At 39.6% G+C, this 16190-nt stretch carries 18 protein-coding genes; 7 read left to right on the top strand and 11 right to left on the bottom strand.

Annotated elements, in window-relative coordinates:
• Window positions 1–14 precede the first annotated feature (14 nt).
• The 10 genes from HF881_RS00875 to HF881_RS00830 form a co-directional block, all read right to left on the bottom strand.
• Entirely contained in the window at window positions 15–965 is a 951-nt protein-coding gene (locus tag HF881_RS00875; protein ID WP_169446057.1) for an Abi family protein, read from the bottom strand.
• A gap of 110 nt (window positions 966–1075) precedes the next feature.
• Window positions 1076–2977: an Eco57I restriction-modification methylase domain-containing protein gene (locus HF881_RS00870; protein ID WP_169446056.1), complete on the bottom strand. Its 1902-nt coding sequence runs from the start codon at window positions 2975–2977 to the stop codon at window positions 1076–1078.
• 107 nt (window positions 2978–3084) lie between these two features.
• Window positions 3085–3894 carry an MBL fold metallo-hydrolase gene (locus HF881_RS00865; RefSeq protein WP_169446055.1) on the bottom strand — a complete coding sequence of 270 codons (810 nt, stop codon included), beginning with the start codon at window positions 3892–3894 and terminating at the stop codon, window positions 3085–3087.
• A gap of 1 nt (window position 3895) precedes the next feature.
• Window positions 3896–5245 (bottom strand): cell wall metabolism sensor histidine kinase VicK, encoded by a 1350-nt coding sequence (gene vicK / locus HF881_RS00860; RefSeq protein ID WP_169446054.1) that lies wholly within the window; start codon window positions 5243–5245, stop codon window positions 3896–3898.
• Entirely contained in the window at window positions 5238–5945 is a 708-nt protein-coding gene (gene yycF / locus HF881_RS00855) for a response regulator YycF (protein WP_000723164.1), read from the bottom strand. Before yycF ends, vicK begins: the two co-directional genes overlap by 8 nt.
• Window positions 5946–6001: 56 nt before the next feature.
• Window positions 6002–7180 (bottom strand): A/G-specific adenine glycosylase, encoded by a 1179-nt coding sequence (gene mutY, locus HF881_RS00850; protein WP_169446053.1) that lies wholly within the window; start codon window positions 7178–7180, stop codon window positions 6002–6004.
• A gap of 86 nt (window positions 7181–7266) precedes the next feature.
• Entirely contained in the window at window positions 7267–8241 is a 975-nt protein-coding gene (pta, locus tag HF881_RS00845; RefSeq protein ID WP_169446052.1) for a phosphate acetyltransferase, read from the bottom strand.
• A 42-nt stretch (window positions 8242–8283) separates the two neighbouring features.
• A complete protein-coding gene (locus HF881_RS00840) occupies window positions 8284–9180 on the bottom strand; it encodes an RluA family pseudouridine synthase (protein ID WP_169446051.1) in 897 nt (298 codons plus the stop codon).
• Window positions 9177–9995 (bottom strand): NAD kinase, encoded by an 819-nt coding sequence (locus HF881_RS00835; protein WP_084976276.1) that lies wholly within the window; start codon window positions 9993–9995, stop codon window positions 9177–9179. The genes HF881_RS00840 and HF881_RS00835 overlap by 4 nt, the downstream gene beginning before the upstream one ends.
• Window positions 9979–10650: a GTP pyrophosphokinase family protein gene (locus tag HF881_RS00830; RefSeq protein WP_000151563.1), complete on the bottom strand. Its 672-nt coding sequence runs from the start codon at window positions 10648–10650 to the stop codon at window positions 9979–9981. The genes HF881_RS00835 and HF881_RS00830 overlap by 17 nt, the downstream gene beginning before the upstream one ends.
• Before the next feature lie 128 nt (window positions 10651–10778).
• Here HF881_RS00830 and HF881_RS00825 point away from each other — a divergent pair, with 128 nt between their 5' ends.
• The 7 genes from HF881_RS00825 to HF881_RS00795 all read left to right on the top strand — a co-directional run bounded on the left by HF881_RS00825 (window position 10779) and on the right by HF881_RS00795 (window position 15503).
• The gene (locus tag HF881_RS00825; protein ID WP_125425438.1) at window positions 10779–11348 is read left to right on the top strand and encodes a CYTH domain-containing protein; all 570 of its coding nucleotides are present in this window, start codon (window positions 10779–10781) and stop codon (window positions 11346–11348) included.
• A 67-nt stretch (window positions 11349–11415) separates the two neighbouring features.
• Window positions 11416–12375 (top strand): ribose-phosphate diphosphokinase, encoded by a 960-nt coding sequence (locus HF881_RS00820; protein ID WP_001283842.1) that lies wholly within the window; start codon window positions 11416–11418, stop codon window positions 12373–12375.
• Between the two features lie 9 nt (window positions 12376–12384).
• Window positions 12385–13500, top strand: coding sequence for a cysteine desulfurase family protein (locus HF881_RS00815; RefSeq protein WP_169446050.1), 1116 nt, complete (start codon window positions 12385–12387; stop codon window positions 13498–13500).
• 4 nt (window positions 13501–13504) lie between these two features.
• The gene (locus HF881_RS00810) at window positions 13505–13852 is read left to right on the top strand and encodes a DUF1831 domain-containing protein (RefSeq protein ID WP_169446049.1); all 348 of its coding nucleotides are present in this window, start codon (window positions 13505–13507) and stop codon (window positions 13850–13852) included.
• A 6-nt stretch (window positions 13853–13858) separates the two neighbouring features.
• Window positions 13859–14068 carry a DUF4649 family protein gene (locus HF881_RS00805; protein ID WP_169446048.1) on the top strand — a complete coding sequence of 70 codons (210 nt, stop codon included), beginning with the start codon at window positions 13859–13861 and terminating at the stop codon, window positions 14066–14068.
• An 88-nt stretch (window positions 14069–14156) separates the two neighbouring features.
• A complete protein-coding gene (locus tag HF881_RS00800) occupies window positions 14157–14798 on the top strand; it encodes a redox-sensing transcriptional repressor Rex (RefSeq protein WP_169446047.1) in 642 nt (213 codons plus the stop codon).
• Between the two features lie 15 nt (window positions 14799–14813).
• Window positions 14814–15503 carry a gamma-glutamyl-gamma-aminobutyrate hydrolase family protein gene (locus tag HF881_RS00795; RefSeq protein WP_169446046.1) on the top strand — a complete coding sequence of 230 codons (690 nt, stop codon included), beginning with the start codon at window positions 14814–14816 and terminating at the stop codon, window positions 15501–15503.
• On the opposite strand, the gene radC is transcribed toward HF881_RS00795, so the two are convergent.
• Window positions 15500–16180, bottom strand: coding sequence for a DNA repair protein RadC (radC, locus tag HF881_RS00790; RefSeq protein ID WP_132973319.1), 681 nt, complete (start codon window positions 16178–16180; stop codon window positions 15500–15502). The two genes, HF881_RS00795 and radC, sit on opposite strands and share 4 nt — an antisense overlap.
• Window positions 16181–16190 lie beyond the last annotated feature (10 nt).

The raw sequence follows: 16190 nt of genomic DNA, 5'->3' as shown, positions 1-16190 counted from the left end.
CCTTTTTTAAAAAATTAAGCTAATTTTTCCATTTCTGTTAAATCTATTCCCATCGTGTTTAAAATATCATCAAACACTACAGTTTTAAATTCATCAGCATACTGATTGAACAGATTTCTTAAAGCTTTATACAATCTTTGAAAATCTTTCTTATCAAGTACAATTTTTAAAAATAAAATGAGCACTATGAAACGTTTATTATCATATCTTCTTATCCCAAAATGATTTGCTATTTGAGATATTCGAACATTTCTTAAATTAACATTGTACAGTCGTTCATCATGTGCACAGATATTTCTAACCAAGTTAGCCACTTTCAAACATGCACTTAAATCTGCACTAGATAGTCTAAATGTATTGTCTTTATTCTGTGTTCTATATTTATCTGTATAAAATTTTGCGATAATATTTTTTGTGCTATCCGTTAAAATGTTGTAAAAATTAGCAATGTTCCCCATTGTAAGAAAATTAACTAAAACCCAAAGTGGTACTTCTCCGTGTTCTTCAATATAATGTTTGATAGCGCCACTTCTATCTACCTTATCATGAATCGTCTTGGTTAAGATAGAGATTTGTTGAAGAACTTTTTTAGGATCATTGTCTACAAAATTTGCAATATCTAAATAAGCATTCTTACGAGGGTATTTTTTAGAGAATTCATATGCAACTGTAGTCTTTATAGAATTTTCGAATATCAATAAATATTTCAATAATAATATCCTCAGTTCTCTATCAAATAAAAACAAGGCCTTTAGTTCGTTAAAGTGAGTTCCTTCTTGATAAATTTCAGGTTCAACAGGTTGATTATTGCTGCCCTTTACTAAAAATAAATCTTTATAACCGTTTATAACGTTGTAATAGTTTTCTTGTTCTAAAAATCTCTTTGGCTTCCCATTTGTTGGGACTACAACACCCCTATTTCTTAAGATTGTTAACTGTTGATTAAATGTTTTATGTTCCTTCAAACTTATCTCCTATAAAACAAAAAAGGGTCAGGGCATCGTATGCTTCCTGACCTAATCCTATGTGTCTATTATAGATCACTGAGCATAATTTGTCAAATAAAAATACTTTTCTAATCCATTTCCCTTACATGAGTCTCAATAAAGGCAATTTCCTCTGGAGAAAGCTCATATTTTTGATAGAGCTGACGGTCAATATCAGCCACCGATTGTCTCCAATCAATGTCCGAATTGACCGTAAAGTCTTGGAGAGGGACTTTAGCCCACTTATCACGTGTATTATCCTGAGTAACTTTTAAAACCGCGAGTAATACTCTAGCGAATTTACTCTTTATATATTTTAAACAGTTTAATGCTTCCTCTTGACTACTAAACTGACCAATCGAAATGTATGTTTCAGTAAAAGCTGAAAGAGGTTCTATAACAAATGGTTCTCCTATCAAAATTACAGAAGTGTTATTATTCGCAATGCCAGTTCCATACGCTTTTGGTAGTATAACTCTCCAACTCTCATGACCTAAAGGTTTGTTTATATAATCACTTTGTATATATCTATACACTCGATTGTTTTGATATCTACCATATACCTTAGTATAATTTTCTTTCTTTTCATTAATTGAATCAAAGAAAATTATGTCGGTAAACTTATCAAATGCACCTGTACCAATATCATTTTTATGTCCCTTTGATTGTATACTTTCAATCTGCGGAAAATCCAAATGTGCTTTTTCTGTTAATCTATAGATACCTCTACCTGAAATAATATTATTCAAAGTTGATGAAGTGTTACTTTCTACTTTCTTTGAAATACTATTTAGCTCCGGATGGCTGGTAAAGGAGCCTATAGGCCCAGAAATTTTATCTTCATTCCTATATAGAATTACAACACCTCCAGAAATACCAACACCCGGAAATACTTTTGATGAGTCTTGCTCATAGAAAACAACCTTTAATTTTTCGTCTTCAAGCATTTTCTTATTCCATTTTTTTGGAGTAGATCCTGCATTAAATAGAAAACGAGCAGGGGTAATAAGTAGATATTTTTTTGAAATCTCTTCAGCTGAGTCATAAAATAAATTATAAATAGCATCATCACGAGCAGATGTTCCACTATCTATCTGATACGGCGGATTTCCTATCACGACATCAAATTTCATTTCACTTTCCTCACTAGATAGGCGCTCAAAACCTATCATTTTATTCTTTTTCCAGTCTTTGATTTGGGTTTTAGATTCTTCTACTTCTTGAACTTCTAGCTCATCTGAAAACAAGCTTAGCTGTTGAGATTGCTCTTGTGTAGCTGAGTAAGGACTGATTTTATTCAATCCATCCATTTGAAAGACATTGTAGGAGATAATAGTCGCAATTTCTTTCTTTTGCTCTAAGGTCGGTTGATTTCCAGTCTTTGCAAGATAGTAGTCCTCAAATGTTGCTAAAAGATTTTCACGCGCCAAAAGCAGAGAATCTCCTTGATACTCATAGCCATAAGAAGCTCGAAAAGCTTTTTTTACAAGTTCATAAAAGGTAGCTTCGTCCGAAACCTCACGACTAATGCGCTGCAATTTTCTATCAACAAAACCAACTCGCTCAGATAATGGAATTTCCTCACCAGTCACTGTATCATAACGCGTTACCATATAAGGTGCTTCACCACAGGTGATTTCTAGCCAGCGCACTTGGATATAAGCTTCAAGATTCAGGGCTTCAAGTTCAGCTTCCACGTAGCCATTTTGCTTTTCAACTAACCAAGTTGGCGTAAAGACTTCGGCTCTAATCTTGGTTCGGTCTTTCTGCTCATACTTAGACTTTTCTGATCGGGGTTGAATCAAGTTTGCATAGGTTCCCGTCACCCTACTTGGAGTGATGCGATCGCTTGGAGCAAATCCCTTTCCTAATAATTCATAAGAATGAGTCGCCCAAACAATATTTTTCTTGGTCGTTCGATCTTTTAACAGAATTTTTAATAAGTCAGCAGACTCCATAGCCAACTGTTCTTCACTAATATCTATCGTCATAAGGCAACCTTTCTCGTACTATAAACCTTATTATATCATATTTTAAATGGTGTTTGGAGTACAAAATAATAACTAAACAAAACAAAAGAAGGCGCTCGCCTTCTTTTTTATATATCTGTCAATGGTGTTGCAGTATCGGGAGAGGTATCGTAAACCTTAAAGTCTACTCCTACACCCAAATCAGCTTGTGCTAACTGATTGACCATGGTCATATGAGCCAGTTCTTTGATATTGTTCTCCTTAGACAAATGTCCAAGGTAGATTTTCTTGGTCCGATTTCCCATTGCACGAATCATGGCCTCAGCACCGTCTTCGTTAGAGAGGTGACCAAGATCAGATAAGATTCGCTGTTTGAGTCGCCAAGCATAAGAACCTGCTCGCAAGATCTCCACATCATGGTTGGACTCAATGAGGTAACCGTCAGCATTCTCGACAATTCCAGCCATACGGTCACTAACATAACCTGTATCGGTCAGCATGACAAAACTCTTATCATCCTTCATAAAGCGATAGAACTGCGGTGCGACTGCATCATGGCTAACACCAAAACTCTCAATATCGATATCGCCAAAGGTTTTTGTTTTGCCCATCTCAAAGATATGCTTCTGCGAAGAATCCACCTTTCCGAGGTACTTGCTATTTTCCATAGCTTGCCAGGTTTTTTCATTAGCGTAAAGGTCCATGCCAAATTTGCGAGCCAAGACACCGACTCCGTGGATATGGTCTGAGTGCTCATGCGTAATTAAAATCGCATCCAGATCTTCAGGTTTGCGATTGATTTCAGCTAGCAAGCTGGTAATTTTCTTACCAGACAAGCCTGCATCCACTAATATTTTCTTTTTTGGGGTTTCCAGATAAAAGGAATTTCCACTGGAACCTGATGCTAAAATACTGTATTTAAAGCCTATTTCACTCATTCTAGTCTTCTACTTCATCCTCCCAGACTTCTTCTTTTACGGCATCCTTATCATAAGGGAGCACGATGGTAAAGGTTGACCCCTTACCGTATTCACTTTTGGCCCAAATAAAGCCATTATGTTGTTTGATAATTTCCTTGGCAATAGCCAGACCTAGACCAGTTCCACCTTGTGCACGACTTCTTGCACGATCCACACGATAAAAGCGGTCAAAAATCTTCGGCAAATCTTGCTTTGGAATACCTAGACCTTGGTCTTTGATAGATAAAATCATCTGGTCTTCAGTCGTTTTCATGCTGACAGTAATTTTCCCACCATCTGGTGAGTACTTGATAGCATTGTTGAGAATATTATCAATCACCTGGGTCATCTTATCGGTATCAATCTCGATCCAAACAGAATTGATAGGATAATCTCTAACCAGCTCATATTTTTTCTCTTCATCCTGGCTCCTCATCTTATCAAAGCGGTTGAGGATAAAGGTGATGAAGGCTGTAAAATTAATCAATTCCACATCCAACCGAGTAGTCGCATTATCAATACGAGAGAGATGCAAGAGATCTGTCACCATCCGCATCATACGGTTGGTTTCATCAAGCGAAACCTTGATAAAATCAGGAGCAACAGGATCATACAAGGCTCCCTCGTCCAAGGCTTCAAGATAAGATTTAACACTGGTCAAAGGAGTCCTCAACTCATGGCTAACATTGGACACGAAGAGTCTCCGTTCACGCTCTTCCTTCTCCTGTTCAGTCGTATCGTGCAAAACGGCAACCAAACCAGAGATGAATCCAGACTCACGACGAATGAGTGCAAAACGCACACGAAGGCTAAGATATTCTCCATTAGCATTTTGGGAATCAATCATCAATTCGGGAATCTGTGTAATGAGGTCACGCAGTTCATACTCTTCCTCTATCTTAAGCAATTCTAGAATGCTTTTGTTCAATGCTTCTTCTTTTATGATACCCAGCTGTTTCTTAGCCATATCGTTAATCATAGTAATCTGACCACGGCGATTGGTCGCAAGAACTCCATCTGTCATATAAGAAAGAATACTGTTAAGCCTTTTTGTTTCTTGCTCCAAATTCTCCTGCGTTAAACGAATGACCTCAGACAAATCATTGAGATTATTGGTGATGTTGGTAATTTCAGAACTTCCCTGCATATCCAAAACTCGAGAATAATCCCCTGCAATCAAATCCTTGACCTTTTGATTAATCTGCTTTAGACGAATATTATCACGGCGATTTTCTAGCAATAGCAAGGTGACCACCAAGATAAAGCCCAGCAAAATCAAAATAAAGATAAAATCACTGGTCAGAATCGTTTGTCTAATATCTTCAATCATTATTTCTCATATAGTAACCCACACCACGACGTGTTAGGATGTATTCTGGACGGCTTGGAGTGTCTTCAATTTTTTCACGTAAACGTCGGATAGTCACATCCACTGTACGAACATCACCAAAATAATCATAGCCCCAGACAGTCTCAAGCAAGTGTTCACGAGTAATGACTTGTCCAATATGGGAAGCCAAGTGGTACAAGAGCTCAAACTCGCGGTGGGTCAATTCCAGTTCCTCACCATATTTTTTGGCTACGTAAGCGTCCGGCAGAATTTCCAAATCGCCAATCTGTAGGGGTTGGGATTTCTTTTCATCAGTTTCTTGACTATCCACTGAAGCGAGATCTGTACGACGGAGTAAAGCCTTGACACGCGCCTGCAATTCACGGTTTGAGAAAGGCTTTGTGACATAATCATCTGCCCCAAGTTCTAAACCGATAACCTTGTCAAACTCACTATCCTTGGCTGAGAGCATAATGATAGGCACACTACTCGTCTTACGAATGGCTTTGGCTACTTCTAAACCATCAATTTCAGGTAGCATCAAGTCTAGAATAATAATATCTGGTTGCTCTGCCTCAAATAGCTCAATAGCTTCTCTACCGTTAAAGGCCGTTACAACCTCATAGCCTTCTTTGGTCATATTGAACTTAATAATATCTGAGATTGGTTTCTCATCATCTACAACTAATATTTTTTTCATATGTTCACCTTTTCTTTATCTATTATAACAAAAAAATGTAAAGAAGGCACAAATGGCTAATTCCAGCCTTCATCTTCAAGAAGTGTTTTATAAGCCTGCCAAATCTTTTGTTGAGGTTTAGCAAATGGATAATCAGAAAATTCCTGAGGAGAAACCCAGCGAATTTCTCTGTCAGAAAACTGTTTTGAGTCTATCGCCTGGCCCGCTAGGATTTGAATATGCCATTTCCGATGACTAAATACATGCTTAACTTGATCAAATACTTGATGGGACCAATCAACTTCTAAATCATAATCTTGCTCAAAACTTTCTTGGGGTGTTGGACCGAAAGTAACGCTTTTTTCAGCGACCTGAGCAAACAGATTCAGCTGTTCCTCTTCCTGTGAAAACTCCTCTACTTCTATCAAGGGGAAATGCCAAAAACCAGCTAGCAGTTTCTCACTTTCGTTTTTCTCAAGTAGATATTGACCTTGAGCATTGCGCACAACCAAGGCCTTGAGATAGATTGGAAGAGGTTTTTTCTTGGGTTCTTTAATCGGATAAGAATCCATGGTTCCATTCTGATAGGCTGCACTAAATTCCTTAACAGGGCTTTCTTCTGGTCTAGGATTAACTGGCGCCTCTATGTCAGAACCCAAATCCATCAAAGCTTGGTTAAAGTCACCCGGCCGTTCTGGATCAATCAAGATTTCCATCATTGCCTGAAAAATTTTACGATTGCTAGGAACTCCGATATCATGATTGACCTCAAACAAGCGAGACAAAACTCGCATGACATTGCCATCAACTGCGGGCTCGGGTAAATTAAAAGCAATACTGGAAATTGCTCCCGCAGTATAAGGACCAATCCCTTTCAGACTGGAAATTCCTTCATAGGTGTTTGGAAATTGACCACCAAAGTCAGCCATAATCTGCTGGGCCGCAGCCTGCATATTACGCACTCGAGAATAATAACCCAACCCCTCCCATGCTTTCAACAAACGCTCTTCAGGCGCATGAGCCAAACTTTTAACAGTTGGAAACCAGTCCAAGAATCGTTCATAGTAGGGAATGACTGTATCCACTCTAGTCTGTTGGAGCATAATTTCAGAAACCCAGATATGATAAGGATTTTTACTTCTACGCCATGGCAAATCCCGTTTGTTTTCATCGTACCAGTTGAGGAGTTTCTCGCGGAAAGAGGAAATCTTCTCCTCTGGCCACATATCAACACCGTATTCTTTCAAATCTAACATATATCTAGTATAACATAGAAGCTCCTAACTGTCCTTTTCTTAGCGCTAAAAAAGCCTCTTCTACGAGAGGAAGAGACTCCATTTCTTTATTGATTGATCGCCTGAGCTGCTGTGATGAGAGTCAATTTGTAAACATCATCTGGGTTACATCCACGTGATAGATCGTTGACTGGTTTATTCAATCCTTGTAAGACGGGACCGACAGCCGCAAAACCTCCTAGACGTTCAGCTATCTTATAACCAATATTACCTGCTTCGATACCTGGGAAAATGAAGACATTTGCTTGACCTGCCACATTGCTTCCTGGAGCTTTTAGGGCTGCTGTTTCTGGGACAAAGGCTGCGTCAAATTGCAATTCTCCATCAATCTCAAGGTCAGGACGTAAGTCATGTGCCAGTTTAGTTGCTTCAACCACCTTGTCAACACTATCACCAAAACCAGAGCCTTTTGTAGAATAACTCAACATAGCGATTTTGGGTTCAATTCCAAACATTTTTGCAGTAATCGCTGAGTTGATAGCAATTTCAGCCAAAGCTTCCGCATCTGGATTGATGTTGAGGGCACAGTCACCAAACAAGTAACGTTCTGTACCACGTACCATAAGAAAGGCACCCGATGTCCGTGTAACATTTGGTCGTGTTTTAATGATTTGAAGTGCTGGACGAACAGTTGCAGCGGTTGAATGAGTAGCACCTGATACCATTCCATCTACCAAGCCCATATAGACAAGCATAACACCAAAGTAGTTAACATCTTTTAGCAAGACCTGGCGCGCTTCTTCTTCTGACATTTTTCCTTTACGACGTTCTACAAGTGCAACCACCATATCTTCAAATTGAGGATAGTGTTGGGGATCAATCACTTCATAACCATCCGTGATCCCTTCGATTTCAAGATAAATTTTAATTTTTGCAGGATTTCCAAGTAAAACAGGAACAACTTCTGTTTCTTTTACCAAGCGTTTTGTCGCTTGAAGGATACGAGGCTCTTCCCCTTCAGGTAGAACAATACGAGCATTTTTGCCAACTAAACTGGCTTTCAGACTTTCAAAAACTTCCATGAGTTTCTCCTTTAAGATAATTAATTATACTCAAAATAGATTTTAAAGAGTATTAGTTGATAACTGAATAATAAGATTGTTAAAATCATCTGGCAAAGGGCTTTCCAGCTCCAGCTGACGCCCTAAGAAGGGATGATAAAATGATAAGGAATGGCAATGCAGGGCCTGGCGTTGAATACCGTCTTCTAGGCTACCACCATAGAGATCATCTCCCAGCAAGGGGAAGCCAATATGGGAAAAATGCACTCGGATCTGATGAGTTCGACCAGTATGCAGGCGAATATCGACTAGGTGAATTTTTCCATAAGACGCTACAACTTTATAAGATGTATGAGCGTATTTCCCACCTTTGGCGACTCGTCTCGTGATAATGGAGTCTTCATCACGCGCAATCGGGGCAATAATTTCCCCTTCAGGATCCAAAATACCAGCTCCTTTAACCAAAGCAAAATACCTTTTTTCGATAGACTTTCGTTGCAGTTGCTTGTCTAAACGTGCATGAGCATAGCCGTGCTTGGCAAAGAGCATCAAACCAGATGTATCTCTATCAAGCCTAGTCACGATGTGAACCTGCTGATTTTCATATTCCCGCTTGACATAATAGCCTTTGATAAAATTCGCAATGGTATTGGAATGATTGACACTGGGAATGGATGCTATTCCATAAGATTTATTCAAAACCAGAAAGTGGTCATCCTCATACAAGATGTCTAGAGGACGGTTGATTGCTTCAAGGGTTTCAAAGCCTTCCTCTGCCGGAATGTCAATGGTAACCCTGTCTCCAACATCTAAGAGATAAGTCGCATTCTGAGGTTGATCATTGACTAGGATAGCCCCACCTCGAAACTTTATCTTAGCCAACAGTCCTTTAGAAACCTCGTGTTTCTTCAGAAAGGTTTTAACCTTGACATGTTCATCTGCGATAAATTCGAACCTCATTCGTCCACCTCGCCGATGAAGGCATCTTTGACGCGATTCCAGAAACTAGTGTGACTTGGCGTCGCTACGAAGTGTATCTTGTGATGGTCGATTTGGTACTCAATCCGTTCTATATTTCGGAAAGAATAAACGCTGTTATCGACTGATATCGTGTGGTAATCATTGCGTGTCGGCAAGAGTTCAATCTTATCTTTTTTTGGAATAATGATCGATGATCCCAAAGTGCGATAGACTCGGTTGTTAAGACTCGCAATTTCAGTCAGTTGCAAGGCCTCAATAGTAGGATGCAAGACAGCTCCCCCCAAGGACTTGTTATAGGCAGTGCTTCCAGTCGGCGTTGAAACAGTTACTCCATCTCCTCGAAATCGCTCAAACGGAACATGGTTAATGATGATATCCGCAACCATGGTGCGATCCGATCGACGGATGCTGGCTTCGTTTAATGCACGGAAGGTCTTAACTTCTCCGTTTTCAAGTGTTACCTTGACATTCAAAACAGGATAGGAAACCTTGGCACCAGTATCCAGTTGGAGATTGGTAACCAACTGGTCCAGCTCAAAGTCGCGGTAATCTGTGTAAAATCCCAAGTGTCCTGTATGTACGCCGATAAATCGAACTTTATCTAACTGATTCTCGTACTTGTGAAAGGCAGACAAAAGCATCCCATCCCCACCAATTGATATGACGATGTCAGGATTGGTATCGTTGAGTATAAAATGATGTTTTTTCAACTGATTTTTCAGCTCATACAAAACCTTTTGACTCTGCGGTTTTCTATTTGCAATCAGATCAATTCGCTTACCTGTATTCTTCATCTGTATCGTCACTATTTCCTACACCGTCGTTTAGTTTTCTACTCAAAGGATCAAAGAGCGCCTGCGCTTCCTGAATGTCATCTCGAATCTTCCCCATTTCTTCATCCAATTGATGGGAAATTCTAGCTGTAATCTCCAAGCGTTTCTTGATCTCCTCTGGGAAATCCCCCTGATACTTATAATTGAGCGAATGCTCAATCGTAGCCCAAAAATTCATGGCTAAAGTCCGGATTTGAATTTCAGCCAGAATCGTCTTAACACCACTGATGGTGTCAACTGTATACTCTACCACCACATGATAGGAGCGATAACCCGAAGCCTTCCGATGCGTGATGTAGTCACGTTCCTGTACTACTCTCATATCATGGCGTTTGCGTAAAATCGCAACAACTTCCTGAACATCATCGACGAACTGCACCATGACACGTAAGCCCGCAATATCCTGCAAGTCATGTTCCAAAGTATCGTAGCCAATCCCTCTGCGATTCATTTTTTCCTTAATACTTTCAATCGGTTTTACACGGCCCGTTACAAACTCAATCGGAGAATGCTTGTTTTGTTTACGATATTGTTTGCGAATCCCACGAAGTTTAATCTTCAATTCACCAACAGCTTGAATGTAAGGATCTAAAAATTCTTCCCATTCTATGGTCATATTTTCTCCCTTTTGGTATGTGATTGTGTTGTTGAAAATTTTTGATTTTTTCACTACAATCATATACAATAAATACATTGTCCATTATACCATAAATCGCTTTCAAAGATAAAAAAAAGGTTAGAAAAATGAAACATTTAGAAATTGAACTGAAAACACTACTGAAAAAAGAGGATTACGATCATTTAAAAGAACAGTTTTCCCATATCCAACCCGTCCTTCAGAAAAACTACTACATTGATACACCTGATTTTCAATTGCGTGAAAAAAAGGTTGCCATGCGCATTCGCACCTTTTCAGATTGGGCGGAGTTGACCTTGAAGGTGCCACAAATTGTAGGAAATATGGAATACAATCAGAAACTGAATCTTCCAGAGGCTGAATCTTACCTAGAAAAACAAATACTTCCTCAAGGACTCGTTCTAGAGGAACTTGCTAAGATTGGTATTGAAAGCCAAGACTGGTTTGTTCTGGGTTGTCTTGCAACTATTCGTTACGAAATGGAAACGTCGATTGGTCTAATGGCACTAGATGAAAGTCACTACTTTGATCATACAGACTACGAACTGGAGCTAGAGGTCACTGATCACGAGAAAGGAAAACGAGATTTTCAGCAATTTCTTTCAGAAAATAGTATCACTTATCAAAAAGCTCCTTCAAAATTAATTCGTTTTATTAAAAGCATGAAAAATTACTGAAATAATCTCCATTTTCTGGTAAAATAATGGAGATAAAATATTTAGAGTTTACAGAGGACGGTCTATAATGTCAGATAGAAACAACATGAAACTTTTTGCACTTAATTCCAATCATGAAATTGCACAAAAAATCGCAGAAACGGTTGGGGTACCTCTCGGAAAATTATCTTCTCGCCAATTTTCTGATGGTGAAATCCAGGTCAACATTGAAGAGAGTGTCCGTGGTTACGATGTCTACATCATCCAATCAACCAGCTACCCCGTTAGCAACCACTTGATGGAGTTGTTAATCATGGTTGATGCTTGTGTACGTGCAAGTGCTCATAGTATCAACGTTGTCCTTCCTTACTTTGGTTATGCTCGTCAGGATCGTATCGCTTCTTCTCGCGAACCCCTCACTGCAAAACTGGTTGCCAATATGCTTGTCAAGGCTGGTGTAAGTCGTGTTCTAACTCTTGATTTGCACGCTGTTCAGGTTCAAGGTTTCTTTGACATTCCAGTAGATAACCTCTATACAATTCCTCTCTTTGCTAAACACTACAGCGATAAAGGGTTGCTGGGATCAGATGTCGTTGTTGTTAGTCCAAAGAATTCTGGCGTCAAACGTGCCCGCAGTTTAGCTGAATATTTAGATGCACCAATCGCAATCATCGACTATGCTCAAGACGATTCAGAGCGTAGCCAAGGTTACATCATCGGTGATGTCGAAGGCAAGAAGGCCATCTTGATTGATGATATCCTAAATACTGGGCGTACTTTCTCAGAAGCAGCCAAAATCGTTGAACGTGAAGGTGCAACTGAAATCTATGCGGTATCCAGTCATGGTCTCTTTGTAGAAGGTGCTGCTGACCTTCTTGATGCTACTAACATAAAAGAAATCCTTGTGACAGACTCAGTAGCCACAAAAGAAAGAACTCCGAAAAATGTGTGCTACATTACTGCTAGCGAATTGATTGGTGATGCCATCGTCCGTATCCACGAAAGAAAACCAGTTAGCCCACTCTTTGCATATAATAAAAAGGAATAAGGTGATTCTTTGATTTATTTGGACAATGCTGCCACTACTCCAATGTCAGCAGTAGCTATCGCAGAAATGACCAAGGTCATGCAGGAAACCCATGGCAATCCTTCAAGTATTCACAGTCATGGTCGCCATGCTGGCAAACTGCTCCGTGAAGCCCGTCAGGAGTTGGCTCACTTACTTGGAACCAAGCCACAACGAATCTTTTTCACATCTGGGGGAACAGAAAGTAACAATACAGCCATCATTGGTTATTGTCTCCGTCATCAAGAGCGTGGAAAACATATCATCACGACAGCTATTGAACACCATTCTGTCCTTGAAACCATTGATTATCTAGTTCAACATTTTGGCTTTGAAGCAACAATCGTCCAACCAGTAAATCAAGAGATTACAGCAGGGCAAATTCAAGAAGCCTTACGTGACGATACCATACTCGTTTCCACCATGTATGCTAATAATGAAACGGGCAGTCTCTTACCTATCGCTGAGATTGGACGTGTTTTAAAAGAGCATCCTGCTGCTTATCATGTTGATGCTGTTCAAGCTATCGGGAAAATCCCTATCCATCCAGAAGAATTAGGAATTGATTTCCTTAGCGCTTCTGCTCATAAATTCCATGGACCAAAAGGAATCGGCTTTCTTTACGCTTCGTCTGTGGACTTTGATTCCTATCTTCACGGTGGGGACCAAGAACAAAAGAAACGGGCTGGAACAGAAAATCTTGCTGCCATCGTCGGTATGGTTGCTGCCCTCAAAGAAGACTTGGATTATCAGGCTGACCATTACCAAAAACTAAGTGCACTCAAATCTGCTTTTCTAGAAGAAATTGCAGGTCTCAACTACTATCTCAATGAAAGCAAACACCAACTTCCTTATGTTTTCAACATTGGATTCCCTGGTCAAAAAAATGATTTGCTCTTGCTCCGGTTAGACCTTGAAGGAATTTCAATTTCTACCGGTTCTGCTTGTACTGCTGGTATTGTGCAAACGAGCCATGTCCTAGAAGCTTTTTATGGGTCTGATTCCCATCGTTTAAAAGAGTCTATCCGTATCAGTCTTTCTCCTCTTAATACCGAGAACGAACTGAAACAACTGGCACAAACCTTAAAAAATATTATTGGAGATTAACCTAATGGCATTCGAAAAAACCATTAAACTACAAAACTGCCGCTACGACTATACACTTAGTCCATCTGTAAAAAAGTTTACACTAAAAGACAATACTTTCTTTGAAACAAAAGTCGGAAACTACGAACTGACTCGTCTACTTGAAAAAGTTCCCAACAGCGGTGAAGGTTTCCAACTAAAAATTATCATTAACAAGGAACTTACTGGAGCCAAGCTTAACATCACTGACAAATCTGGTCTTCGTTTGGTCAATATCTTTAAATCTGAAGAACACCATATCCACCAAGAGAAATTCTACTTCCTCATGGACAGTCTTGTAGAACGCGGAATCTTCACAAAAGAAGAGAGATGATTGGCTATGTTTCATTTGACTTATAAAGATAGCTACCAAGTAGAACGTACACTTGAATTTGCCGATTACGAAGAACTCATGTTATCTCTATCGGGCTGTGTGACCCTACCGGACACTCTCCTAATCAGCTCCTTAACACTGAATGATAAAGTGATTTATCAAGGATTAGTTGGCAATCTCTACCGTTTTTTATCACAAACTAATTTTTCAGATTAAAACTAAGAATTCTCTTAGTTTTTTCTTGTTTTTGTTGATTTTTTCACAATGTTTCTATAAAATAGAAGAATAGAAAGGTTGTGATTTTGTGAAAGATAAACAGTCTGCTATTCCAAAAGCAACAGCAAAAAGACTCTCTCTTTACTATCGAATTTTCAAGAGATTTCATGCAGAAAAAATTGAACGTGCTAACTCCAAACAAATTGCAGAAGCTATCGGTATCGATTCTGCGACCGTTCGGCGAGATTTTTCCTATTTTGGTGAACTAGGTCGTCGTGGATTTGGTTATGATGTTAAAAAATTGATGAATTTTTTTGCTGATCTCCTAAATGATAACTCGATTACTAATGTTATGTTGGTTGGGATTGGAAATATGGGGCATGCCCTTCTCCACTACCGATTCCATGAGCGCAACAAGATGAAGATTATCATGGCCTTTGACCTAGATGACCATCCAGAAGTTGGCACCCAGACACCTGACGGGATTCCAATCTATGGCATCTCTCAGATTAAAGAAAAGATCAAAGAAGCAGATATCAAAACTGCTATCCTAACTGTTCCAAGTATTAAATCACAAGAAGTTGCCAATCTTTTGGTCGATGCAGGTATAAAAGGTATTCTCAGTTTTTCGCCCGTCCACCTTCACCTTCCAAAAGATGTGGTCGTTCAGTATGTTGATTTGACAAGCGAACTCCAAACTCTCCTCTATTTTATGCGTAAAGAGGATTAGAAAGCGAAAGCATTTATGAAAAAACCAGTTATTGGGATTACAGGAAATGAAAAAGCTCATCCAGATGATGATGTCATGATGAGCTATGCGGCAAAAGGTTTTGTTGAAGGAGTCAAGGACGCTGGCGGAATTCCCATCATCCTACCGATTGGTGATCAAGAAATGGCAAGCCATTACGTCGCTATGATTGACAAACTCATCCTTACGGGTGGGCAAAATGTTGATCCAAAATTCTATGGTGAACCTAAAACCATTGACAGCGATGACTACCATCTTCAAAGAGACCAGTTTGAATTAGCTCTTATCAGAGAAGCCATCAAACAGAAGAAACCAATTTTCTCTGTTTGTCGGGGTACCCAGCTCTTCAACGTCGCTATGGGAGGCACACTTCACCAAGATATTGAGGATCATTGGCAGGACTGTTCAGCCGAATACACAACCCAACGCCTCGTGACTGAGCCTGATACAATTCTCCGAGAGATCTATGGAGAAATCTCTCATATCAACTCCTTCCACCACCAGAGTATTAAAGATCTAGCTCCTAATCTTAAGGTTGTGGCTTATGATCCTAAAGATGGAATCATTGAGGCTGTGACAACTACGGACGGCTCCCCTTATCTCGGTGTCCAATGGCATCCAGAATTTCTCTTTGAAAATCGCCCCAAGGATAAAACGCTATTTGACTATGTTGTAAACGAACTTTAAATCAGATCCGTCTTTTCACGGTAACTAAAGTAATCAGAATGAGAGACAATCAGGTGGTCCAAGAAAACTATTCCCATCAGTTCACAGGCTTCCTTGACTAGCTTAGTGACATGGTCGTCATTTCGACTAGGAGATACAGCACCAGATGGATGATTGTGAACGAGAATCACCGAGGTTGCCATATGCTTCAAAGCATAGTGAAGGATTTCTCTCGGTTCAGCAATACTGCGTGTCGCAGATCCGATAAAGATGGTCTGCTGATGAATGATTTGATTTTGAGTATTGAGATAGAGCGCCACTAGGTGCTCTTGTTTCTTGTCGCCAAGTTCCTGTTGCATTTTCTTGGCTAGCTTTTGACTACTGAGAATACTTTCCATCTCAAGAGTTTCATGTTTGTGAATACGATGTCCCAGTTCAATCACCGCTTGTAATTCAATGGCTTTAATCCGTCCAATGCCTGACAGACTCTGCAATTCCTGCAGGGTCATTTTTTTCAAATCAGTTAGACCGTTAAGACTATTCAAGACTTTCTGAGCGATTTCAAAAACATTAGCTTGACGCGTTCCGGTTCTGAGCAGAATCGCTAACAATTCTTGATTGCTCAGGGCTTCTACTCCTTCTCTAACCAATCTTTCTCTCGGCAAGAGTGAATCTTCTTGGAATGAAATACTGTACATAAAAATCCTC

The organism is Streptococcus sp. WB01_FAA12 (assembly GCF_012843315.1).
In the GTDB taxonomy this organism is placed as follows: Bacteria; Bacillota; Bacilli; order Lactobacillales; family Streptococcaceae; genus Streptococcus.
This window is presented reverse-complemented; position numbering and strand designations above follow the sequence as displayed.